The sequence below is a fragment of the Micromonospora olivasterospora genome (assembly GCF_007830265.1).
Lineage (GTDB): Bacteria > Actinomycetota > Actinomycetes > Mycobacteriales > Micromonosporaceae > Micromonospora > Micromonospora olivasterospora.
In genome coordinates this window covers 6,259,458-6,282,248 of record NZ_VLKE01000001.1, presented here as the reverse complement: position 1 = coordinate 6,282,248, position 22,791 = coordinate 6,259,458, and the positions used below count along the sequence as shown (strand labels likewise).

The 22,791-nt window shown below is 70.2% G+C and carries 19 protein-coding genes and 1 pseudogene; 13 read left to right on the top strand and 7 right to left on the bottom strand.

Annotation, left to right across the window (positions count from 1 at the left end; all coding sequences use genetic code 11):
- Positions 1-4: 4 nt before the first annotated feature.
- From JD77_RS28420 to JD77_RS28380, 9 genes are all read left to right on the top strand, one after another.
- Positions 5-538, top strand: a complete 534-nt coding sequence (locus JD77_RS28420; protein WP_211372720.1) for a YbhB/YbcL family Raf kinase inhibitor-like protein — start codon at positions 5-7, stop codon at positions 536-538.
- On the top strand, positions 535-1,710 hold the full coding sequence (locus JD77_RS28415; protein WP_145776941.1) for an FAD-dependent oxidoreductase: 1,176 nt from the start codon (positions 535-537) through the stop codon (positions 1,708-1,710). The genes JD77_RS28420 and JD77_RS28415 overlap by 4 nt, the downstream gene beginning before the upstream one ends.
- The gene (locus JD77_RS28410) at positions 1,707-2,615 is read left to right on the top strand and encodes an MBL fold metallo-hydrolase (RefSeq protein WP_211372719.1); all 909 of its coding nucleotides are present in this window, start codon (positions 1,707-1,709) and stop codon (positions 2,613-2,615) included. The genes JD77_RS28415 and JD77_RS28410 overlap by 4 nt, the downstream gene beginning before the upstream one ends.
- Before the next feature lie 24 nt (positions 2,616-2,639).
- On the top strand, positions 2,640-3,020 hold the full coding sequence (locus JD77_RS28405) for a carboxymuconolactone decarboxylase family protein (RefSeq protein ID WP_246141049.1): 381 nt from the start codon (positions 2,640-2,642) through the stop codon (positions 3,018-3,020).
- 5 nt (positions 3,021-3,025) lie between these two features.
- On the top strand, positions 3,026-3,904 hold the full coding sequence (locus tag JD77_RS28400; RefSeq protein WP_145777826.1) for an NAD(P)-dependent oxidoreductase: 879 nt from the start codon (positions 3,026-3,028) through the stop codon (positions 3,902-3,904).
- Complete coding sequence (locus JD77_RS28395) at positions 3,901-5,334, top strand: aldehyde dehydrogenase family protein (protein ID WP_211372717.1); 1,434 nt, start codon at positions 3,901-3,903, stop codon at positions 5,332-5,334. Before JD77_RS28400 ends, JD77_RS28395 begins: the two co-directional genes overlap by 4 nt.
- 129 nt (positions 5,335-5,463) lie before the next feature.
- Complete coding sequence (locus JD77_RS28390; protein WP_145776939.1) at positions 5,464-6,975, top strand: aldehyde dehydrogenase family protein; 1,512 nt, start codon at positions 5,464-5,466, stop codon at positions 6,973-6,975.
- Entirely contained in the window at positions 6,972-8,504 is a 1,533-nt protein-coding gene (locus tag JD77_RS28385) for a GMC family oxidoreductase (RefSeq protein ID WP_211372716.1), read from the top strand. Before JD77_RS28390 ends, JD77_RS28385 begins: the two co-directional genes overlap by 4 nt.
- Positions 8,505-8,685: 181 nt before the next feature.
- Complete coding sequence (locus JD77_RS28380; RefSeq protein WP_145776938.1) at positions 8,686-9,570, top strand: NmrA/HSCARG family protein; 885 nt, start codon at positions 8,686-8,688, stop codon at positions 9,568-9,570.
- Here the strand turns inward: JD77_RS28380 and JD77_RS28375 are convergent.
- The 4 genes from JD77_RS28375 to JD77_RS28360 all read right to left on the bottom strand — a co-directional run bounded on the left by JD77_RS28375 (position 9,545) and on the right by JD77_RS28360 (position 13,970).
- Positions 9,545-10,252 carry a GntR family transcriptional regulator gene (locus JD77_RS28375; RefSeq protein ID WP_145776937.1) on the bottom strand — a complete coding sequence of 236 codons (708 nt, stop codon included), beginning with the start codon at positions 10,250-10,252 and terminating at the stop codon, positions 9,545-9,547. The genes JD77_RS28380 and JD77_RS28375 overlap by 26 nt on opposite strands.
- A gap of 103 nt (positions 10,253-10,355) precedes the next feature.
- Positions 10,356-12,050: a dihydroxy-acid dehydratase gene (locus tag JD77_RS28370; protein ID WP_145776936.1), complete on the bottom strand. Its 1,695-nt coding sequence runs from the start codon at positions 12,048-12,050 to the stop codon at positions 10,356-10,358.
- Positions 12,051-12,104: 54 nt separating this feature from the next.
- Positions 12,105-12,968 carry a cyclase family protein gene (locus JD77_RS28365; protein ID WP_211372715.1) on the bottom strand — a complete coding sequence of 288 codons (864 nt, stop codon included), beginning with the start codon at positions 12,966-12,968 and terminating at the stop codon, positions 12,105-12,107.
- 150 nt (positions 12,969-13,118) lie between these two features.
- The gene (locus JD77_RS28360) at positions 13,119-13,970 is read right to left on the bottom strand and encodes a carbon-nitrogen hydrolase family protein (protein WP_211372714.1); all 852 of its coding nucleotides are present in this window, start codon (positions 13,968-13,970) and stop codon (positions 13,119-13,121) included.
- A gap of 363 nt (positions 13,971-14,333) precedes the next feature.
- On the opposite strand from JD77_RS28360, the gene JD77_RS28355 reads away from it, so the two are divergent.
- The 4 genes from JD77_RS28355 (at position 14,334) to JD77_RS28340 (ending at position 19,917) form a co-directional block, all read left to right on the top strand.
- Positions 14,334-15,089, top strand: a complete 756-nt coding sequence (locus tag JD77_RS28355; RefSeq protein WP_145776934.1) for an SDR family NAD(P)-dependent oxidoreductase — start codon at positions 14,334-14,336, stop codon at positions 15,087-15,089.
- A gap of 37 nt (positions 15,090-15,126) precedes the next feature.
- Positions 15,127-16,143 carry an ABC transporter permease gene (locus JD77_RS28350; RefSeq protein ID WP_170286577.1) on the top strand — a complete coding sequence of 339 codons (1,017 nt, stop codon included), beginning with the start codon at positions 15,127-15,129 and terminating at the stop codon, positions 16,141-16,143.
- Positions 16,144-16,201: 58 nt separating this feature from the next.
- Entirely contained in the window at positions 16,202-17,362 is a 1,161-nt protein-coding gene (locus JD77_RS28345; protein ID WP_145776932.1) for a substrate-binding domain-containing protein, read from the top strand.
- A 68-nt stretch (positions 17,363-17,430) separates the two neighbouring features.
- The gene (locus JD77_RS28340) at positions 17,431-19,917 is read left to right on the top strand and encodes an ATP-binding cassette domain-containing protein (RefSeq protein ID WP_145776931.1); all 2,487 of its coding nucleotides are present in this window, start codon (positions 17,431-17,433) and stop codon (positions 19,915-19,917) included.
- Between the two features lie 64 nt (positions 19,918-19,981).
- On the opposite strand, the pseudogene JD77_RS34365 reads toward JD77_RS28340, so the two are convergent.
- From JD77_RS34365 to JD77_RS28325, 3 genes and pseudogenes are all read right to left on the bottom strand, one after another.
- Positions 19,982-20,809 (bottom strand): annotated as a pseudogene (locus JD77_RS34365) (4-hydroxybenzoate 3-monooxygenase); the annotation flags it as partial.
- Positions 20,810-21,267: 458 nt separating this feature from the next.
- Positions 21,268-21,603 (bottom strand): acyl carrier protein, encoded by a 336-nt coding sequence (locus tag JD77_RS28330; protein WP_145776930.1) that lies wholly within the window; start codon positions 21,601-21,603, stop codon positions 21,268-21,270.
- 186 nt (positions 21,604-21,789) lie between these two features.
- Positions 21,790-22,566 carry a hypothetical protein gene (locus tag JD77_RS28325; protein ID WP_145776929.1) on the bottom strand — a complete coding sequence of 259 codons (777 nt, stop codon included), beginning with the start codon at positions 22,564-22,566 and terminating at the stop codon, positions 21,790-21,792.
- Positions 22,567-22,791: the final 225 nt, after the last annotated feature.

Here is a 22,791-nt window from a genome sequence, read left to right as displayed (position 1 = left end):
AACTGTGATCAACGACGACCCCTACGCGGCCGTGACCCCGGCGCCACCGCTGCGGGTATTCAGCAACGACCTCGTCGACGGCACGGAGATGCCGCTGCCCTACCGCGATCCGGACATCGGCGGCACGAACGCCTCACCCCACCTCGCCTGGGCGGACTTCCCGGCCGAGACCAAGAGCTTCGCGATCACCTGCTACGACCCGGACGCTCCCACCGGGGTCGGTTTCATGCACTGGGCCGTGGCGAACATTCCCGCCTCCGTGACCTCGCTGCCCGCCGGCGCCGGTGCGCCGGACGGACCGATGCCGCCGGGGTCCCTCACCCTCCCCAACGACCTGCGGATGCGCCAGTACATCGGCCCCAACCCGCCGACGGGCTCGGGCCGCCACCGCTACGTGTTCATCGTCCACGCGGTCGACGTCCCCGCGCTCGAGATCGATCCCGAGCTGACCCCGGTCGTCCTGGGCTTCAACCTGCACTTTCACACGCTGGCGCGAGGGAACATGACCGTGTGGGTGGACGCGGAGGCACCGAGATGACAGGAATCCGCCCGACAAGCCCCACCGGCGGTACCCGCCACGCCGAGGTCGCGGGCGCCGGGTTCGCCGGTCTCACCGTGAGCATCGCGCTCGCCCGCCGTGGCTGGACCGTCCGCCTGCACGAGCAGAACGACCAGGTGCGCGACTTCGGCGCCGGCATCCTGCTGTGGCGCAACGCGATGCTGGCCCTCGAGGTCATCGGGGTAGCCGGGGCAATCCGGGCGAACGGCGTACAGCCCGGCACCTACGACACCAGCCTGAACGGCGACCCGGTCTCGTCGGAGCTGGCCGGCTATCCCTACTGGGCGATAACCCGGCCAAAGCTGCACGCGCTGCTCGTTTCGGCTGCCCGTGAGGCCGGGGTCGAGATCGTCACCGGTTCCCGGGCGGTGGGCGCCGACCCGTCGGGCGCCCTGCTCCTGGCGGACGGGGCCCGGCTGGCGGCCGACCTGGTGGTCGGTGCCGACGGCGCCGGCTCGGTCGTACGTAACTCGCTGGGCGAGCTCACCCAGGAACGCAAGAGGTACCAGGACGGCGTCTGCCGGGTCCTGATCCCGCGGCCCGAGGAGTTCCAGGGCCCCGAGTGGGACCGGGTCATCGACTTCTGGACGCTGGAGCCGGACCCGATGCGCATCCTGTTCATCCCCACCGGGCCCGACACGATCTACCTGGGCATGATGGCGACCACCACCAACGAACGGGCCTCGCGAATCCCGATCGACGTCGAGGTCTGGTCGAAGCGCTTCCCGCACCTGGCCACGGCGGTGGAGCTGGCCGGCAGGGCCGAGGGCGGCCGACACGACAGCTACCAGACCAACCGGGTGACGCCCTGGTCGACCGGTCGGGCGGTGCTCGTCGGGGACGCGGCCCACGCCATGTGTCCCGCGCTCGGGCAGGGGGCCAGCGTCGGCCTCGTCAACGCGGTCGAACTCGCCCACACCCTCGACCAGTACGACGAGATCGGCGAGGCGCTCGCGGTGTGGGAGCAGCGTGAGCGGAGCATGACCGACGCCGCCCAGGCGCGTAGCGCCTACATGGCCGAGACCCGCACGCTGGCCAAGGGCAACGGCTTCACCCCCGAGGTCATGGAGACGGCGAACTTCGTGCTCTCCTCGGCCACGCCCGAGATCGAGGCGGCGTACCCGGTGCCGGAGGTGAACCGGTCGTGGTGAGCGGGCCGCAGACGGTCGTCATCGGCGGCGTCGAGATCACCCGGATCCAGGAGCACGCCGGCCCCAGCCCGGCGACCCCCGGCTTCCTGTTCCCGGACAGCGACCCCGCGTACTGGCGGGACAACGCCGGATGGCTAGACCCGGACTTCTTCGACGCCGGCCAAGGGCAGCTCCGCTCGGTGCTGCACACCTGGCTGATCCGCAGCCAGGGGGCGGTGATCCTGGTCGACACCGGCGCCGGCAACGGCAAGGAACGCCCCTACGCCCCGGTCTACGCCCACCACGACACGGCGTACCTGGCGGACCTGGCCGCGGCGGGGGTCGCACCGGAGGACGTGGACGTCGTCGTCAACACCCACCTCCACGTCGACCACGTCGGGTGGAACACCCGTCTGGAGGGCCGCGGCTGGGTGCCCACCTTCCCGAACGCGCGCTACCTCATCACCCAGGAGGACTTCGAGTTCTGGGACCCGGTGCGGAACCCGCGGCCGCCGGCCGACGGCAACCAGAACGTCTTCGAGGACAGCGTCGTCCCGGTGCACCGCGCGGGACTCGTCGAGCTCTGGAGCGGCGAGTACCGGATCGATTCCGACCTGGTGTTGCAGGCCACGCCCGGGCACACCCCCGGCTCCGCGGTGCTGCGGCTGGAGTCCGGGAACGCCGGCGCGCTCTTCGTCGGCGACATCATCCACTCACCCGTGCAGATAGCGGACCCGGACGTCAACAGCTGCTTCTGCGAGGACCCGGCGCTGGCCCGGGCGTCCCGCCGCCGCCTCCTCGCCGAGGCCGCGGACCGCTCGTTGCTGGTCTTCCCGGCCCACTTCGGCGGGCACTCCGCCTGTCACGTCGCCGCCGCCGACGACGTGTTCGTCATCCGCGACTGGGCCGACCTGGCCCGGATCTGAACCACCGCTCGGAAGGAACCCACCGTGACCGAAGACCTGTACGAGGCCGGCCTGGCGATGCGCCGCCGGGTGCTCGGCGACGCCCACGTCGACGCGTCGCTGGCTGCCGCCACCGACTTCTCGATCGACCTGCAGGAGTACGTGACGAAGTACTGCTGGGGCGACATCTGGAACCGCCCCGGGCTCAGCCTGGAGGAGCGCAGCCTGATCAACCTCGCCATGATCACCGCCCTCAACCGGGGCCACGAGTTCAAGGCGCACGTCCGCGGTGCGCTGAACAACGGGGTCTCCCGGGAAAAGATCAAGGAGGTCCTCATGCAGACCGCCTTCTACTGCGGCGGGCCCGCCGCGTTGGAGAGTTTCCGCCTCGCAGCCGAGGTGTTCGCCGCGGTGGATGCCGAGTGACCGGGATGGGGATCGAGCACATCGGGTTCATCGGCCTCGGCAAGATGGGCCGACCGATGGCCTCGCGACTGTACGACGCGGGCTACCGGCTCACCGTGGCCGACGCCGCACCGGACGTCGCCGAGGGATTCGTGACCGACCACCCGAAGGCGGTCACCGCCCACACCGTCGACGCGTACCGCGCTGTGGACGCCCTGGTCCTGATGCTGCCGAACTCGGCGATTGTCGAATCGGTGCTCGAGGGCGACGCGGTCGCGGGCGCCCTGCGACCCGGCACCCTGGTCGTCGACATGAGCTCCTCCGAGCCGCTGCGCACCCGTGCGCTGGCCGAGCGGCTGGCCGCCCGGGGTTTGCGGATGCTCGACGCTCCCGTCTCCGGCGGGGTACGCGGCGCGGTCGCCGGAACGCTGGCGGTACTGGTCGGCGGGGAGGAGGCCGATCTGGCCGAGGTGCGCCCGGCCCTGCAACGACTGGCCCGTACCGTCATCCCGGTCGGCCCCATCGGGTCCGGGCACGCGGCGAAGGCCCTGAACAACCTCGTCTCGGCCACCACCATCTCGGTGACCGTGGAGGCGCTGCGGCTGGGGGAGCGGTTCGGCATCCCGCCGGAGACGATGACCGAGGTGCTCAACAGCTCCTCCGGGCGCTCGAACACCAGCGAGAACAAGGTCGCCCAGTTCATGATCAGCGGCAGCCACGACTCGGGGTTCGCGCTGCAGCTGATGGCCAAGGACGTCGGGATCGCCGTCGACCTGGCACGCGAACTCGGCCAGGCCACCGAGATTGCCGACGGCGTGGCCCGACAGTGGCGGCGCATCGCCGGGGAAGTCACGCCGCAGACCGACCACACCGCCATGTACGAGCTGATCGGCGGTGACCGGTGACCGCCCCGCTGCTGCACTGGATCGGCGGCGAGGCCGTCCCGCCGACCACCGGGAACTTCCGCTCCGGCACCAATCCGGCGACCGGCGGTGCCGGAGCACAGGTCGCGCAGGGCACGGCGGCCGATGTCGACCTCGCCGTGCGGGCGGCCCACGCCGCGGCGCCCGGGTGGCGTCGGATCGCCTCGCTGGAACGCGGCCGGATCCTGGCGGCCATCGGCCGGCGGCTGCTCGCGGACCTGGACGCCCTTGCCGAGTTGGAGAGCCTCGACACCGGCAAGCCGCTCGCCCTCGCCACGGCCGAGATCCGCGGCGCCGCGGAGTACTTCGAGTTCTACGCGGCACTGGTGAACCTGCCGGCGGGCGACGTGCTCGATATCCAGCCCGACCTGCACGTCTACACGCTGCGCGAACCGTTCGGGGTGGTCGGGGTGATCACGCCGTGGAACCTGCCGCTCAACCAGGCGGCCCGGGCCTGCGCCCCGGCGCTCGCCGCCGGCAACACGATCGTCGCGAAGCCCGCGGAAACCACCTCCCAGACGACCGTGACGTTGGCACGGATCGCCAGCGAGGAAGGGCTGCCGCCGGGGGTGTTCAACGTGGTGCTCGGCCGCGGCGACGAGGTCGGGACCGCGATCGTGCGGCACCCGCTCGTGCGCAAGGTGGCCTTTACCGGTTCGGTGCGGGTCGGGCAGGACATCGGGCGGATCGCGGCGGACCGAATCCTCCCGCTGACTCTCGAACTCGGCGGCAAGTCGGCCAACATCGTGTTCGCCGACGCCGATCTCGAGTTCGCCGCCGCCGAGGCCGTCCGAGCCTTCACGACCAACGCCGGCCAGGTCTGCTCCTCCGGAACCCGGCTTCTGGTGGAGCGGTCGGTCCAGGAGCGGCTCGTCGAGGCGCTGGTGGCGGCCGCCCGGCGGCTGCGTCCCGGCCAGGACGTGGGTCCGATGATCACCCGAGGCCAGTACGACACCGTGCAGCGGTACTTCGCGATCGCCGCCGAGGAGGGCGCCCGAACCGAGCTCGGCGGCGCCGTGGTCAGCGATCCCGAGCTGGACGGCGGCTTCTATGTCGAGCCCACGATCTACTCCGGCGTCACCAACGAGATGCGGATCGCCCGGGAGGAGATCTTCGGACCCGTCCTGGTGGTCATTCCGTTCGACACCGAGCAGGAGGCCATCGCCCTCGCCAACGACTCGGAGTTCGGCCTGGTCGGGGGGGTCTTCACCGAGGACATCTCCCGTGCCTTCCGCGTCGCCGAATCGATCGAGGCGGGGCAGGTCTACATCAACTCATGGTCGACCCAGTCGGTCCAGATGCCGTTCGGCGGGCACAAGCAGAGCGGCTACGGGCGGGAGAAGGGGATCGAGGCCTTGCACCACTACTCGCACGTCAAGAGCGTCAGCGTCCGGTTGGCTCCCCGCCGCTGAGGTCGGCACGCCCGCACGGCGGGGGCGCCACACCGAACTGCTGGAGCACCGGCACCGTCGCCCCCGGCGGCAAGAGACACGACCACCACGGTCCCTACTGGTATGGCAGAACTCTCAGGAGGTTGCGGGATGACGAGCACGCTCCAGACCACCTCGTCGGTCGCGGCTGACATCAGGCTCGCCGAGAAGATGCTCATCGGCGGCGAGTGGGTGGCGGCCGGCAGCGGTCAGACGTTGCCGGTCTACGACCCTGCCGACGGCAGCCTGGTCGTCGAGGTGCCCGCCGGCGACGCGAGCGACGTCGACCGGGCGGTCGCGGCCGCTCGCGCCGCCTTCGCGCCGGGCGGCGCGTGGCGGTCGCTCACCCCCCAGACCCGTGGCAGGCTGATCTGGCGGCTTGCCGACCTGATCGAGGAGAACGCCGAGCGGCTGGCCGTACTCGACTCGATCGACAGCGGAAAGCCGATCAACGAGATGCGGTACTTCGACATTCCGTTCTCCGTGGACGTACTGCGCTACTACGCCGGCTGGACGACGAAGATCACCGGTGAGACGATCCCGATCTCCTACCCGGCCAGCCACGGCGGGAGGTTCCACGCGTACACCCTCAAGGAGCCGGTCGGTGTGGTCGCCGCGATCGTGCCGTGGAACCTGCCGCTGCTCATGGCCATCAAGAAGCTCGCGCCCGCCCTCGCCACCGGCTGCACCGTCGTGCTCAAGCCGGCCGAGCAGACCCCGATCTCCATCGCGCTGCTCGCGCAGCTCACGGCCGAGGCCGGCATCCCGGCCGGGGTGGTGAACTACGTGACCGGGTTCGGTGAGACCGCCGGCGTGGCCCTCGTCGAGCACCCCGGCGTGGACAAGGTGACGTTCACCGGCTCGGTGCCCACCGGCAAGGCGATCGTGCGAGCCGCCACCGGCAACCTCAAGCGCGTCTCGCTCGAACTGGGCGGAAAGTCCCCCAACATCGTCTTCGACGACGCCGACCTCGACGCCGTGATCGCCGGCGCGGCCGCCGCGGCCTTCGCCACCCAGGGCGAGAGCTGCATCGCCGGCTCCCGCCTCTACGTGCAGCGCGGCGTCTTCGACGAGGTCGTCCAGCGGCTCGCGAAGTACGCCGCCTCGATCACGCTCGGTCGGGGTACCGACCCCGCCACGCAGATGGGGCCGTTGATCTCGGCAGAGCACCGCGACAGGGTCCTCGGGTACGTCGAGATCGTCGTCGGCGAGGGCGCCGAGGTGGTCACGGGTGGCCGCGCGCCGCAGGGGGACGAGTACGCCGGCGGCTACTTCGTCGAGCCCACCGTCCTCGTCAACGCCCGTCCCGACTCGCGGATCATGCACGAGGAGATCTTCGGGCCGGTCGTCTCGGCCGTACCGTTCGACACCGAGGAGGAGGTGCTGGCACTGGCCAACAACACCCGCTTCGGCCTCGGCGCCGCCGTGTGGACCCGGGACGTCTCGCGGGCGCACCGGATGGCCGCCGCGATCGAGTCCGGCCAGGTGTGGGTCAACTGCTACCAGGCGGCCGACTCGGCGCTCCCGTTCGGTGGCACCAAGGAGTCCGGCTGGGGCCGGGAGACCTGCCGGGAGTCGCTGGAGGAGTACCTCGAGACCAAGACGGTCGTGGTGTCCCTGTGAGGGCGTCGACGCCCATCGGCTACGACTACATCGTGGTCGGAGCCGGTACGGCCGGCTGCGTTCTAGCCGCCCGGCTCAGCGAGAACCCGGCGGTCCGGGTGCTGCTGATCGAGGCGGGCCGGGCCGAGGTCAGCGAACGGATCATGACCACGTCCACCTGGCCGGCGCTGCGGCGGACGGAGGTGGACTGGGCCTTCCAGACCGTCCCGCAGACCGGCACCGGCAAGGTCCACGACATCCCGCGTGGACGTACCGTCGGCGGCACCGGCAGCATCAACGCGATGGCCTTCCTGCGCGGCGACCGTAGCGACTTCGACACCTGGGCCTACCTCGGCTGTACGGGATGGGACTACGCCTCCGTGCTGCCGTACTTCAAGCGGTCCGAGACGTGCGCCCACGGCGACCCGGCGTACCGGGGGCGGACCGGTCCGCTCCGCCCGGCACCGGCCGCGCAGCCGCACCCGTTGTCCCGGGCCTACCTGGCCGCCGCCGCCCAGGCCGGCCATCCGGTCGTCGACGACCTGAACGGTCCCGAGCTGCGCGGCGCCAGCAGCCACGACCTGCTCATCGTCGACGGGCGGCGGCAGAGCACCGCGACGGCGTACCTCGAACCGGCGCTCGGCCGGGCGAACCTCGACCTGGTGACCGGGGCGTTCGTGGAGCGGGTGGTCGTCGACGGTGACCGGTGCCTCGGCGTCGACGTGGTCGTCGACGGCGAGCGGCGCCACTACGCGGCAGGGAACGACACGATCCTCTGTGCCGGCGCCATCGGAACCCCGCACCTCCTGCTCACCTCGGGGGTCGGCCCCGTCCAGACCCTGGAGCGCGTCGGCGTCAAGGTGCTCCACGACCTGCCGGGCGTGGGGCAGAGCCTCCAGGACCACGTCATCCTGGCCGGCCTCACCGTCGAGGCCGGCCGCCCGCTCCCGCCCGCCAGCGGCAATCTCGGCGAGACGACGCTGCTGCTGGACAGCGAGCCCGGGCGGGCGTCGATCGACCTGCAGATCGTGTTCATCCACGTCCCCTTCACAAACCCCTGGCAGTCGGCGCCCGAGCATGGCTACACCTTCGGCATCGGGCACATGCGTCCCGCCAGCCGAGGGGTGCTGGAACTGGCCAGCCCCGACCCGGCGGTGCCGCCCCGCATCGACTTCCGCTACCTCGACGAGCCTGCCGACATCCGGGCCCTGGTGTGCGGTGTCAGACACGCCCTGCGGATCAGCGAGATGCCGGCCTTCGACGACTGGAAGGCGAGATCGCACCCGCTCCTGACCGCCGACGACGCCACGGTCACGGCGTTCGTTCGCGAGGCGGTGCAGTCCTACGGGCATGCGGCCGGCTCGTGCCGGATGGGCGTGGACTCGCACGCGGTCGTGGACCCGCAGCTGCGAGTGAGAGGTTTGCACGGACTGCGGATCGCCGACGCCTCGGTCATGCCGACGATCGTGTCGACGAACACCAACGCGGCGACGGTGATGATCGCCGAGAAGGCCGCAGACCTCGCGCAGGGGATCGCCGCCGCAGTCTGACCCGCCGGATACCGGCCGGCAGCGCGGAGGCCGCCGGGCAACTCGGCGTCGACCGGCCGGTACGACTCTGAAGACGGAAGCCGGCTGCGCAAGGACAGGGGTGACGGCCGACGAGGGCGGATAGGGTGGTGCGCGGCGGCGATCGGTCGCCGCGTCCGCTCGCCGGGAAGAGGTGTCTTTGATGGCCGATGCGCCGGTCTTGGTGTTCGGGGCGACCGGCGGTCAGGGCAGCGCCGTCACCGAGGCGTTGTTGGGCCGCGGGGCCCGGGTGCGGGCACTGGTACGCGACCCGGAGCGGGCGGCGGCTCGCCGGTTGGCCGACGGGGGTGTCGAGGTGGTCGCGGGATCGCTGGATGATCGCGGCTCGCTGGCCGCGGCGATGGCGGGCGCGGGGGCTACCTTCGCGCTCACGACGCCCTTCGAGGCGGGCGTGGATGCCGAGGTCGCCCAGGGGCGGGCGATCCTGGCAGCCGCCGGCGAATCCCGAGTGCCGCATCTGGTGTTCAGTTCGGTGGCTGGCGCCGACCAGGGCAGCGGTGTGCCGCACTTCGACAGCAAGGCGCGCATCGAAACCGAGCTGGCTGCTGGTGACGTCCCGTACACGATCTTGGGGCCGACGTACTTCTTCGAGAACGCCCTCGGTGGGGCGGACCGCATTCGCGGTGGGGTGCTCGATCTGCCGCTGCCGGCGGATCGGCCGCTGCAGCAGCTTGCCCGCGCCGACCTCGGCGCCTTCGCCGCGCAGGTGCTTCTCGACCCCGCTCCCTACGTCGGGCGGCGCATCGAGCTGGCCAGCGACGCCCCTACCCCCGCCCAGATGGCGGCCGCGCTGAGCGCGGCGCTGGGACGGGAAGTGCGCCGTGAGCGGGTGCCGCTGGCCGAGATCGGCAATGCGGACATGCACGCGATGTGGGCGTTCCTGAACGGGCCGGGTTACCAGGTCGACATCGCCGCGCTGCATGCCGCCTACCCCGAGGTGGGTTGGACCAGCTTCGCCGACTGGGCCCACCACACGTTCGGCTCTGTTACGTCGGCGCCCGCTAGGGGGTCATCCTCAGCGGTCTGACGGGTGGCTGGTAGTTCTCGACCGCCGCCGGGTCGTCGGTCGACTGCTGCACCAGCATCTGCAACGTACCGATCAGGTGGTCCTGGACCGCGTCGCTGGCACCAGCCGGATCGCGGGCCATGATATTGGTATAGATCTTTTCGTGGACGGCCAGGATGTCGGCGAGGGTTCGGGTCTTCGTCGTCGACAGGCCCAGCGCGTGCATCTGGGAGCGAGTGTTCGCCACGACCTGGACGACCCGCTCGTTGCCCGCCGCCCGGACGATCGTTTCGTGGAACACCAGGTCGTGTCTCTGGAAGAGGCTTTCGTCGCCCGCGTCACACGCTTTCCGCATGCCGTCGAACGCCTTCTTGAGGGCGGCGCGATCGCGTTCGCTCATCTCGGTCGCCGCACGATGGGCCGACGGTGCCTCGAGCAGCAGCCGGAGCGAGTAGATCTCCTCGATGTCCTTGACCGAGAGTTCCAGGATTCGTACGCCACGACTGCGCTCGAACCTGACCATGCCATTGGCCGCGAACTGCAACAGCGCCTCGCGTACCGGTGTGCGCGACACCCCCAGCTGACTCGCGATCTCCACCACCGAGTACAACGAACCAGGCGCCAGCTCCCCGGAGATGATCGCGGCCCGGATCTGCTCGAAGACCCGTTCGGTCAGTGAGACATCCTCGGACAGTGGCTTCACGCCCGCCCACCCTTTCCGCCGGCACGGCGTGCAACAGCCTCGCGGCCCGTTGTCCGCAGGTATGTCGCCGGTCCCATCGTTCCCCGCATTTCTCGCCCGGAGCCTACAAGAATGAAAGGTCAGCGCCCTGGCTAGGGGGCAGGACCGTTGTCGCGTAGAGCCGTCGCCAGCCACGTTCCGGCAGCGGAGGGGGAGTGAAACCGGCCAGGCGCCGCCGGATCTCCGCCTCATCCACCAGAAGGTCGAGCCGTCGTGCTGGGATGTCGAGTCGGATGAGGTCGCCGTTTCGGACGGCGGCGAGCGGCCCGCCGGCGGCGGCCTCGGGGTCGCAGTGCAGGACAACCGTCCCGTACGAGGTCCCGCTCATCCTCGCGTCGGAGATCCTGACCATGTCGCGTGTTCCATTCCGAGCCAGTTTGGCCGGGATCGGCAGTGCCCCGGCCTCCGGCATTCCAGCGGCGATCGGCCCGGCGTAGCGCAGCACGAGAATGTGGTCGGGAGTGACGTCGAGGTCGGGGTCGTCGAGGATCGAGGCGATGTCCTGGTCGGCGTCGACGACGAAGGCCGGGCCGGTGTGCTGCATCAGGGACGGGCTGGCCGCCGAGGTCTTGATCACCGCGCCGTTCGGGGCGAGTGATCCGGTCAGTACCGCCAGAGCGCCGGGTGGCCCGAGGGGGTCGTCGAGCGGTCGGATGACGTGCTGCCAGTCGGCACGCGCGTTGGTGTCGGCGAGCAGGTCGGCCAGGGCATGCCCGCTGACCCCGACCGTCGACGTCTCCAGGTGTGGTTCCAGCTCTTTGAGCAGGGCGGGAAGCCCACCGGAGCGGTGGAAATCCTCCATGTAGTTCGCGCCCGACGGCTTGCAGTCCACCAGCAGCGGTACCTTGGCGCCGATGGTGTCGAAGTCGGCGAGGGACAGGTCCACCCCGGCCCGGCGGGCCACGGCGATCATGTGCACCAGGACGTTGGTGGAGCCGCCGAGCGCGGCGAGAACCTTTACGGCGTTCTCGAACGCGTCCCTGGTGAGGACCTGTCGCGGCGCGGGTGCCCCCTGGCGGGCCAGTTCGACGGCGCGTCGTCCGGTGGCGACGCCGTGGCGAAGCCGCTCGCCGGTCGACGCCCCCGGGGTGGCTCCACCGGGCAGCATCATGCCGAGCGTTTCCGCCATGCAGGCCATCGTGGAGGCCGTGCCCATGACGGCACATGTGCCAGCTGTCGTGACCAGCTCGCTTCGCGCCTCGGTCACGTCGGCGGACGTCAGGTTTCCCGCCCGATGCTCTCCCCACACCCGGCGGCAGTCGGTGCAGGCGCCCATCCGCTGCCCGCGCCAGCTGCCCGTCATCATCGGTCCGACCACTTCGAGCATGACCGGCTTGTCCGACGACGCGGCGGCCATCAGCTGGGCCGGGACGGTCTTGTCGCAGCCGCCGAGCAGTACGGCGGCGTCCATCGGCAGAGCGCGGATCATCTCCTCGGTGTCCATCGCCATCAGGTTCCGGAACAGCATGGAGGTGGGCGAGGTGAGGATCTCGCCGAGGGAGATGGTGGGGAAGTCCATCGGGAGACCGCCGGCCTCGAGAATTCCCCGCCGTACGGCCGCCAGCAGGGCCGGCATGTCCCGGTGGCAGGTGTTGTAGTCGGAGGCGGTCACCGCGATCCCGACCACGGGCCGGTCGAGGTCGATGTCGTCGTACCCGCGGGAAGCCAGGAACGCTCGCCGCAGGTACCGGCTGAAACCGTCGTCTCCGTAGGCGGTCCGGCTGCGGTCGATCGCAGAGGTGAACTCTTCGTTGGGCATGACAGGGTCGCCTTACTTGAAATGGTGACGGTGGAATCCGGCTGATCGTGTTGCTCAGCGGATCAGTGGCAGGGCAAGGGGGCGCATCGGCGCGCCGGTGGCGCCGCGGATTTTCAGGCAGGCGCCGACGAAGGCGAATTCGTAGAGGGATTCCGCGGCGAGGTGCTCACAGTCGACGATCTCCATGATGGGCACACCGGCCTCACCGAGCAGGTAGGTGTGGACCACCTGCCAGTTCTCCGGGTCGTTGGCCGGCATCTGTTCGAGAGCCGAGTTGTCGCCGCCGATCACCGCTGCTCCGGCCAGGGCGAGGAACCGCGCGCCGTCGAGGTTCAGTCCAGGGCTGTTGTCGATGTAGCGCCGTGGATCGGGCCACTGGGTCATTCGCCCCGTACGGACCAGTGCGATGTCCCCGGGCAGGAAGGTGGTCCGCTGTCGTTTCAGTGCGTTCCGTAGGTCATCGGCGCCGATGCCGTAGTTGTCCGGCAGCATGTCGACACCGTGCAGCGCGGCCACGTCGAAGAGCACGCCGCGACCGATGATCGGGGGGATCCTGTCGGCTCCGCATCTGGTCCAGTGCCGGGAACTGAGGTGCTGCGCGGCGGAGAATCCGTTCCAGATCTCGCCGTTGTAGCCGAAGTGGTTGAGCGTGTCGATATGCGTCCCGGTGTGGGTGTACATCGACACCGCGTCGCCGGAGTAGGCGACCAGTTCGTTCTGGGCCTGCCCGGCGCCGGTCAGGTCGTCGAGAACCGTGCCGGCGGGGGTGTGGGTCATCCACTGCTGGAAGGGCGGGTCACCGGCCTTGGTCCAGGAGGGCATGCCCATGAACATGTCCACCGACAGGTCGATCGCGGCACCGCCGTCGGCGCGTCGCATGACCTCGCGGGCGGATTCAGCCGACAGCAGGTTGAGCATGCCGATCTCGTCGTCGGGGCCGAAGGGACTCCTGGTCACCTTCCGGAACTGGGCGGCGTAGGCCGCGATCTTCTGTCGGGTCGCCTCGGTGATGAACTCAGGTCCGCACACGGCCGCCCTCCTTCTCTGGTCGCATGTCTTCGTCCGACCTCAGTCGAGGTCCGCGTCCCGCTCGGCCCGGACCGGACCGGTGATCTCGGTGTACTGGTCCGGTCTGCGTCCGGCGAAGATCTCAAGTTCGTACTCGCCCGGGACGATCACCAGCTTCTTGTTGCGGGCCTGGGCGAGCTCCACCTCGGCGCCGAAGAGTCCTTCGTCCGTGCCGGCGTCGACCAGAACCTCCCCGCCCGGAGAGACCACCTGGCTCCGGCCGTGGAAGGGAGTGCCGTTCTCCTCGTCGGCGCGGTCGGCGACGGCGAGGTAGACGAGGTTCTCCAGGGCCCGGACCCGGGTGACGTGGTCGGAGAGCATGTTCGCGTTTCGCGGCCAGTTGGTCGGCACCGCGATGATGTCCGCACCTTGCAGGGCGAGCACCCGGGCCGCCTCCGGGAAGCGCAGGTCGAAGCAGATCATCGTGCCGATCTTTCCGGCCGGCGTCTCCACCACCGGCGGGGTGTCGCCGCGACCGGGTGTCACGAACCGGTCGGCGCCGAGGTACGGCAGATGCTGCTTGCGGTAGATCCCGAGCACCCCGTGCGGGCCGAGCGTCACCGCCGAGTTGTACAGCAGGGTGCCGTCGGTTTCGAGGAAGCCGACCACGGCGATGGTCGATGCTTCCCGGCATGCCCGGACGAGGTGCCCGATCCGGGGATCGCCGACGCCGATGGCGGCGCGCGCCGTCTCCTCGTGCGAGTCGAACATGTATCCACTGAGCGTGCACTCCGGGAACACCACCAGGTGGTTGCCCTCCGCGCCGGCGCGTCTGATCGTCGCGGCCGTACGTTCGACGTTCGCATCCGGGTTTCCCTGAGCTGATGGCAGTTGGGCGACCGCGACCCTCACCGTTTCCTTCGTCCCGGGCATCTCCAGCACTCACCGCCTCTGCTCCGAACCGCCGTCACCGGCACGCTGCATGCAGCATGCCAACCGTCCAAGTCGCCGTCAAGCCCTTGACATGCTGCATGCAGCATGTCAGCCTCGTCCCCAGCTTAGAGCTGTTCCCGCAGCTCATCTGCATAATCGGCGGTACAACCCGCGTGCAACGCAGCGACGTGCCGCCCACCGAACAACGCTCGGATATCCCGCCTCCACCCAAGCGGTGGGATGCATTCGAGGTGGGACCGGTGGAGGTTCAGCGCCTCGGCCCCCACCGACCGGCCGGCCCGTCCGGCAAACCGCTGACCCTACGAGCCAAAGGACCTGATCATGGGGAACGCCATCATGATCACCGGCGCGAGCGGTGGCATCGGTGCCGCCGTGGCACGTGCCGTCGCCGCCGCGGGCGACGCCGTTCTGCTGGTCGACCACCGAGCGGAGGGGATCGAACGGCTGGCGGCGGAGCTGCGCTCCGAGGGGCGGCAGGCGTTGGCCCACGTAGCCGACATCGCCGACGAGGACGCGGTCCACGACACCGTCGGCGCGGCACTCGACGCCTGGGACAGGATCGACGGGCTGGTCAACTGCGCCGCCACGATGATCTCCACGCCGCTCACCGAGACCACGCTCGCGGACTGGACGCGGGTGCTCACCGTGAACGCGACCGGCACCTTCCTCACGTGCAAGCACGTCGTCCGAGCCATGGTCGGTCAAGGGCTGGGCGGCTCCATCGTCAACCTCTCGTCGATCTCGGGGAGAGTCGGCCTGCCCAACCAGCCGGCGTACTGCGCCTCCAAGGGGGCGGTGCTCCAGCTGACCCGTCAGATCGCCGCCGACTACGCCGGCCACAACATCCGCTGCAACGCCGTGAGCCCAGGCTCGGTCCGTACGGACCAGCTTCGGACGTACCTCGCGGCACAACCCGATCCGATCGCTGCCGAACGGCAGCTCGTCGACTCCCATCCGCTGCACCGGATCGCGGACACCTCCGAGGTCGCCGCAGTGATCGTGTTCCTGCTCGGTCCCAGGTCGAGCTTCATCACCGGTGCCGACATTCCGGTCGATGGCGGCTACACCGCCGTATGACCACGCGCACCCCGGTCTGACAGAAAGGACACGCGGGATGTCCCTCGACGTAAGCGAACCCGAACAGCAATCCAGGCAGATCCCCGCGTCACGGGTGCGGCTGCCCCGGGGGCCGTTCACGCCGGTGTGGGTGATGACCGCGCTGCTCTTCGCGGCCAGCCCGCTGATCGCGCCGGGCAGCCTCTCCGGTTCCGCGTTGAACTCGATGTTCCCATTCGCTGCGGTCCTGGCGGTCGCCGCACTCGGGCAGGCCTTCGTCGTCAGCCAGGGCGGCATCGACCTCTCGGTGCCCGGCGCGATGGCCCTGGCCGCGGTGTTCGTCACCAAGGTGCCGCAGCTCGCCGGCATCCCGGTCCCGATCGCGGCCGCCCTCGGACTCCTCGTGGGCGCGGCCGGTGGACTCGTCACCGGCATCGCCGTGGTGCGGTTCGGGATAGCGGCGTTCGTGGTGACCCTGGCCATGAACGCGATCCTCATCGGCGTGGTCCTACAGGTGTCCGGCGGATTCCCCGGCTCGGCGGATCCGAGCCTCAGCGGCTTCGCGACCGGCTCGGTGTGGGTGGTACCAAACCTCCTGATCATCGCGGTGGTGCTGGTCGTGGCCACCCAGTGGCTGCGCCGCCGGTCGGTGCTGGGTCGCCGGTTCATGGCGGCGGGCGCCAACTCCGCAGCCGCGCGGCTGCTGGGTATCCGGACCGGGGCATACCAGGTCTCCGCCTATGCCGCGGCCGGGGCTCTGTACGCCGCGGCCGGGCTGCTTCTCGCGGGATACCTGCGTACGCCCGACATCCTGCTCGGTAACACGTACCAGCTGTCGTCCATCGCCGCTGTGGTCCTCGGCGGGAGCGTACTGACCGGCGGCATGAGCAACGCCCTCGCCACCGGCGTCGCCGCGCTGTTCCTGACCCAGCTGAACCAGGTCGTCCTGGCCGCCGGTGCCACCACCTCGATCCAGTTGCTCGTGCAGGCGGTCGTGCTCGCGGTGGCCGTCGTCCTGCGCCGACTTCCACTGACCGGGGTCCTACGCCGGCTCGGCGTGCCCAGATCCCGGTGACCCCTTCCATCTCATATCGCCCGTTTCTTCCCCTAGTAGCCCTCGAACTGGAGGAACAGTGATCGACAAACAACGCCGCGTGCCGGCGGCCGGAGCGGTGGTGATCACGGCGATGCTCGCCGTCACCGGATGCGCCGCCAAGAAGAACGACTCGCCGAACGCCGCGAACGTCGAGGCCGTCTACAGCGACCAGACCCGGGTCGGCGAGGTCAACCAGCTGAAGTCGATCCAGGAGTTCTGCGGCAGCAAGCCGTTGAAGGTCGCGCTGGCTGACGGGACAGGTGACAACGCCTGGCGCAAGACGGCCCGGGCGGAGTTCGAGGACGAGGCACGCAAGTGTTCGAACCTCACCGTCATGCCGTACTCCGACGCTCAGAACAACCCGCAGAAGGCGATCAGCGACATCAAGGCCCTCGTCGCCCAGGGCGCCGACGCCATCGTCGTCTTCCCCGACGCCGGAGAGGCGCTGCTGCCCACCCTGCGGGAGGCGTTCAAAGCCGGTGTCGCCATCGTCCCGTGGACCGCCAACCCGGGCGGTACCCCCGGCAAGGACTACACCACCTTCGTCGGCCACAACACCATCAACGACGGCCGCACCTGGGCGCGGTGGACCTGTGCGCACCTGGGCGACACCGGCGGAAACGTGCTGTTCCTCGGCGGTACGCCCGGCAACACCCAGAGCACCACCGAGATCAAGGGTGTCGAGGAGGAGTTCGCCGCGAACCCCGCCTGCCGAAACGCCAAGTTGCTGAACGAGCCGGGCAAGCCGATCGACACGAACTGGAACCCCGCGCAGACCCAGCGGGTCGTTGCCGGCCTGCTGACCAAATACCCGAAGATCGACGCGATCATCTCAGACTCCGGTGACGGATCCCTCGGCGGCCTTCGCGCCTTCGAGGCGGCCAACCGGAAGCTGCCCCTCTGGACGGCCAACGACCTCAACGGCTTCGCCTGCGAGTGGAAGAAACGTAGTGCCCAACAGCCGGACTACAACATCGTGACTGTCTCCAGCCGGACCTGGATCGTCCGACTCGCCCTGCGCAAGGCGGTCGCGGCGAAGCAGGGGATCACCGACGGCGAGCCCGAGATCATCAACATCCCGATCTACGAGGACAGCTTCGACAAGGCCAAGCAGCCCAGGTGCGACCCGGCCCTGCCCAGCAACGCCATCCTCTCCGCGGAGCTCGGCCCCGAACAGCTCAAGAGCATCTACAACTGATCCACCTCCATGCTTGGCCGTTGGCCGACACCCCGGTCAACGGCCAAGCATCCGAAGGGACACCAACCATGGCTGGATCCAACGCCCGCCTCGTGATGCGCGGTGTGACAAAACGCTTCCCCGGCGTCCTCGCCCTCGATCGGGTCGACTTCGAGGTCCACGCAGGCGAGATCCACGCACTCGTCGGTGGCAACGGCGCGGGGAAGTCCACCCTGATGGCGATCGCATCCGGGGCACTGAAGCCGGACACCGGCAGCGTCGAGATCGGCGGGAGGCCGATCGCCGAAGTCTCGCCGACCGCCGCGCGCAGGCAGGGTCTGGCGATCGCCTTCCAGCATCCAGCGCTGCTGGCCGACCTGACGGTGGCTGAGAACCTCATGCTGTCGGTCCCGGAGGCGAAGCGGCCCAGGTTCGCCGAGGCCACAAGGTGGGCGAGGGACAAGCTGGCGGCGATGGGAATGCCGATCGATCCCACCTCGTCGGTCCGCACCCTGACTCTCGCCGAGAAACAGGCGGTCGAGATCTGCGGCGCGCTCGCCTGCGACCCGGAGGTCGTCATCTTCGACGAACCCACCGAACCGTTCATGGCCGCCGAGACCAACCGACTGTTCGAGGGCATCCGCGGGCTTGCGGCCCGTGGTGTCGCGGTCGTGTACATCAGCCACCGGCTACCCGACGTGTTCGCGCTGGCTGACCGCATCACCGTGCTGCGGGACGGGCAGATCCGCGGCACATTCAACCGGTCCGACGTCAGCGAGCGGGAAATCATCACCCGAGTCGCCGGACGCGAGGTCACGGCGCTGTTCCCCGACCGCGCCGACGATCTGGGGGAACCCGTGCTCCGGGTACGGAACCTGACGTCCGACCGGTTCGCCGGTGTGAGTGTGGACGTGGCGCGGCACGAGATCGTCGGCCTGGCCGGCGTCGAGGGCAACGGCCAACGGGAGTTCATCAGGGCCCTCGGCGGCGCGACGCGCAGCAGCGGCCAGGTGACGGTCGACGATCGCCCGGTCGACGTGTCGAGCCCACGCCGTGCCCGCGCGTCGGGCATCGTGCTCATGCCCCAGGAACGCCACATCGAGGGAGTGGCCACCATCCACTCCGTCCGGGAGAATCTGGCCGTCGCCGCGACCCACCGGACGTCCCGCGCCGGCGTCATCGCCCCGCAGTCCGAGGAGCGGATCGTCCGACGGGAGATCGCGGACCTGGGGGTGCGGCTCGCCTCGCCTGACGTGGCGGTCGAGACGCTCTCCGGCGGTAACCAGCAGAAGGTGGTGCTGGGCCGCTCGCTGCTCTCCGACCCCAAGGTCCTGCTCTGCGACGAGCCCACCCAGGGCATCGACGTGGGTGTCCGCTCCGACATCTACCACCGGCTCCGGCGGACCGCCGACGACGGAGTACCCGTCGTGGTGCTCAGCTCGGACAACGTGGAACTCGCCGGCCTGTGCGACCGGGTTCTGGTCTTCCGCGGCGGCCGGGTCGTGGCCGAACTCGTCGGTGACGACATATCCGACGACGCCATCACGGCGGCGTCGCTGACCGGCACGGTCACGAAGGACGTGGAGCAGGCCGCGTCCGGCGGCCGGGCCCGGGGGAGCCGGTGGCGCCGGTTTCTCAGCGGCGAGCAGGGCCCGAGTGTCTTTCTCCTCACGGCCGTGCTCGCCCTCGGGCTGGTCGGCGCCACGCAGAACGAGCGGTTCCTCTCCAGCTTCAACATCGGCAGCATGCTGGAACTGCTCGCACCCCTGCTGTTCCTGTCCGCCGGGCAGTTGATCGTGATGTTGACCGGCGGGATCGACCTCTCCGTCGGCCCGCTCAGCGGCGCCCTCGTCGTGGTGGCGTCGTTCTATGTCAGCGACGACTACGCGGTCGTCTGGTGGATCGTGGGGGTCGGACTGATGACCCTGCTCGCCGTCGCCGTCGGCGGGGCGAACGGAGCACTCGTCCGGTTCGCGGGGGCCGCCCCCGTGGTGGCGACGCTGGTGACGTACATGGCGCTGCAGGGGCTGTCACTGGTCATGCGCGACATACCCGGCGGCTCGATCGCCGATCCGGTTACCGCACTGCTGAAGGCAGGGATCGGCCCGGTCCCCTGGCCGGTGCTCGTGGGCGTGGCACTCCTGCTCGGCCTCGAACTCGCGTCGCGGCGGACCATGCCGGGCTTGTACCTGCGGGGCACCGGTTCGAACGAGCACGCCGCACACAAGCTGGGCATCCCGGTGGCCCGGGTCCAGGTACTGGCCTACGTCGCCAGTTCGGTATGCACACTGTTCGGCGCGTTCCTGCTGGCGGCCCAGATCGGGGTCGGCGACCCGACAGCCGGGACGTCCTACACGCTCGCCAGCATCACCGCGGTCGTACTCGGTGGCGCCTCCATCTTCGGCGGGCGCGGCAGCTTCATCGGCGTTCTCTGCGGAGTCGTGCTGCTTCAGGTGACCCAGAACGTCGCCGTGTTCGCCGGGCTCTCCCAGGCGTGGCAGTACTGGCTTCCCGGCCTGATGGCGCTCGCGGCGACCGGACTGTTCGCCCAGGCTCAGCGCCGGAGTCGCGCCTAGTGGTGCCCTGTCGTGGGCCTGCCTCAGGAGAGGTCGTACGGCAGGCCCACGTAGAGTTCTCGGCCAGGCTGGTCGCGGCGGCGACCGACGACACGGTGTAGCGGAGCTGGGCCAGTTGCAGGCGACGCTCGAACGGGTCGTCGTCGGGGAACCGGTGCAGCATCGAGGTCATCCACCAGGAGAAGTGCTCGGCCCGCCAGACCCGGTGCAGGCGACGGTCGCTGTAGCCGTCCAGCAGTTCCGTGGACCGCCCTGACAGGAAGGGGACCAGGGCCCGGGAGAGGTCCAGCGCGTCGGCGACGGCGAGGTTCATGCCCTTCGCTCCGGTGGGCGGCACGATGTGGGCGGCGTCGCCGGCGAGCAGCAACCGGCCGTACCGCATCGGCTCCGTCACCACGCTGCGTACGGACGTCAGCCCCTTCTCCAACACCGGCCCGGACCGCAGGTCGAACCCGTCGACGGCGAGCCGGACGGCCAACTCGTCCCAGATCCGGTCGTCCGGCCAGTCCTCGATCCGTTCGCCGGCCGGCACCTGCAGGTACAGCCGGGTGATCTCGGGCGAGCGCATGCTGTGCAACGCGAACCCGCGATCCGAGTACGCGTAGATCAGCTCGTGGTGCGACGGCGGCGTCCGGGCGAGGATGCCCAGCCAGGCGAACGGGTACTCCCGCCGGTAGGTCCGCAGGGCGCCGGGCGGAAACGCGGTGCGGCTGACCCCGTGGAAGCCGTCGCAGCCGGCGACGACGTCGCAGACGAGGGTGCGGGCGGTTCCGCCGGCGTCGGTGAAGGTGACCCGGGGCCGGTCGCCGCCGGGGTCGTGCACCGACACCTCGTCGACGTCGAACAGGATCGGTGCGGCGAGGCGGCCCAGGTCGCCGTCGAACACCTCCATGGCCGCGGGAATCCGTGGCACCGTCCGCCCGTGCGGCCCCGTGAGGAAGGAGAAGTGCTCGTTCGACGCGTACGTGGTGCACAGCATCGCCGCCGGCACGCCGGCGACCTCGGCCACCAGCCGCCCCCACACGCACAGCTGGTCGTAGACGACCACCGTGTCGGGGCCGAGCTCCCGTACCCCGTCGAGCACCCCGGGCAGGACCTCGACCGCGGCGGCGGCCAACCGGGCCGGGATCAGCGCGAGGGTGACCAGCGGGTCGGTGTCGGCCGGGAGGCGCGGATCCGGCGGCGGCGTGCGGATCTCCCGGAACTCCGCGCCGGTGGCGGCCACCGCGTCCCGGAACTGCGCGGTCAGCCAGTAGATCACCCGGTGGCCCCGGGCCACCAACTCCCGCGCCACCGGCAGCGTCGGGTTGACGTGCCCGTGCATCGGGGCGATCAGGAAAGCCAACTGCGTCAACGGATCCCCTTGTCAGCGGTCGCCAGTTCGACCAGCGCGGCCAGCCGCGCCAGGGTGGGCTCGGCGAGGAACTCGGTCAGGCTGACCGGCACGCCGAACCGGTCGCGGACCCGCCCGACGACCACGGCCGCCGCCAACGAGTCGCCGCCGAGGGCGAAGAAGTCGTCGTCCGGTGCCGGGCGGGCCGTCAGCAGCGGACCGACGATCTCGTCCGCCAGCACCGCGGCGACCTCCTCCGGATCGCCGTACGACGGCCCGGGTCGGCGGGCGGCGGCCGGCGGGGGCGGGGCGCGGGCAGCCGGGACCGGTCGCTGCGCGCCCTGGCCACGCATCCGCTCGTCGACTCGGTGGGGTGGCGAGGCGCCTGCTCGACGGGTATCGAGATCACTTTCCGGAACTGGACTACGCGCTGACTCCCCGCCGCGGCCGGGGGCGAGCACCCGAGGTCACGCCCGCTGGACGTCGCGGGTCGGCGGCGACGCGCTCCCGGAGGGGCGGGGGACGGCAGATCGGGATGGCTACCGGCTTGGCGACGGGCTCGGCTCACCGTGTGCTGGGGCGGGCCGGCCGTCATGGTTCCGGTGTCGGAGCCGCGCCCAGCCAAGGGCGTTCAGCCCCACGCCCCAGATGAGCAGGACGGCGAGCCACTGGACCCAGTTCAGTGGATTCATCTGGCCGGAGAGCAGGTGCCGGACGGTGGAATACGGGGTCAGGGCTTGGGCCGGCCGGAGAACGTCGACGGCACCCAGTAGGAACCACAGGCCGAGCGGCAGGACGATGGTGGTGATGAAGGCGACGGTGGGACGCCGCATCAGCAGGCCGAGTCCGGTGCCGACAAGTTGGGCCACCACTTGGACCAGAACACCACCCACCGCGATGGTTCCGGCGTGCCGCCAGGGGTCCTGAGCACTCGACGTGGTCATTGTGAGGGCTGCGACGCACGCCAGGAGGCCGAACAGGCCCACGGCGGCGGCGAGCAGCGCCGCGGCCAGCAGGGTAGGTGCGAGGCGCGTGGACCGGGACGCCGGCTTCAGGTCGCGGGCGAGCAGGACGCCGAAGGCCGGCACGATGACGGACATCAGGCTCTGTGCCGGCCCGGAAAGGTTGGCGAACGTGCGATCACCGGGTGGTCCGACCAAAGCAAGCCCGGCAGCGGCCAGCAGTCCCAGCAGCAGGGTGACCGCGATTAGGAACCTGCGCGCCCGCGTCCCGACGGAGCGGCGGAAGGCGTCGAGAGCGGACTCACCGAAACTGGTGGAGGTGCCGAGGGTGTTGGGAGTGCCTGGATCAGTCATCGTGCCCCCGTTCGACAGTTGGACTTCATTCTCCTCTCTTCCCTTCTCGTGCTGCGACCTCTTCACCGGCGCGGATTATCGTGGCAAGGTTCCCTTGTGCAGGGTGGCGGGATGGTGTGACGGGTGGGCCGCGGCCCGGTGACGTCGCCCCGTCGCCCGTTGCGCCCGGTTCGCAGCCGACGGTGTCCGGCGCGCTGGCTCCCGTGCGGGGAGAGCCGTCCGCGA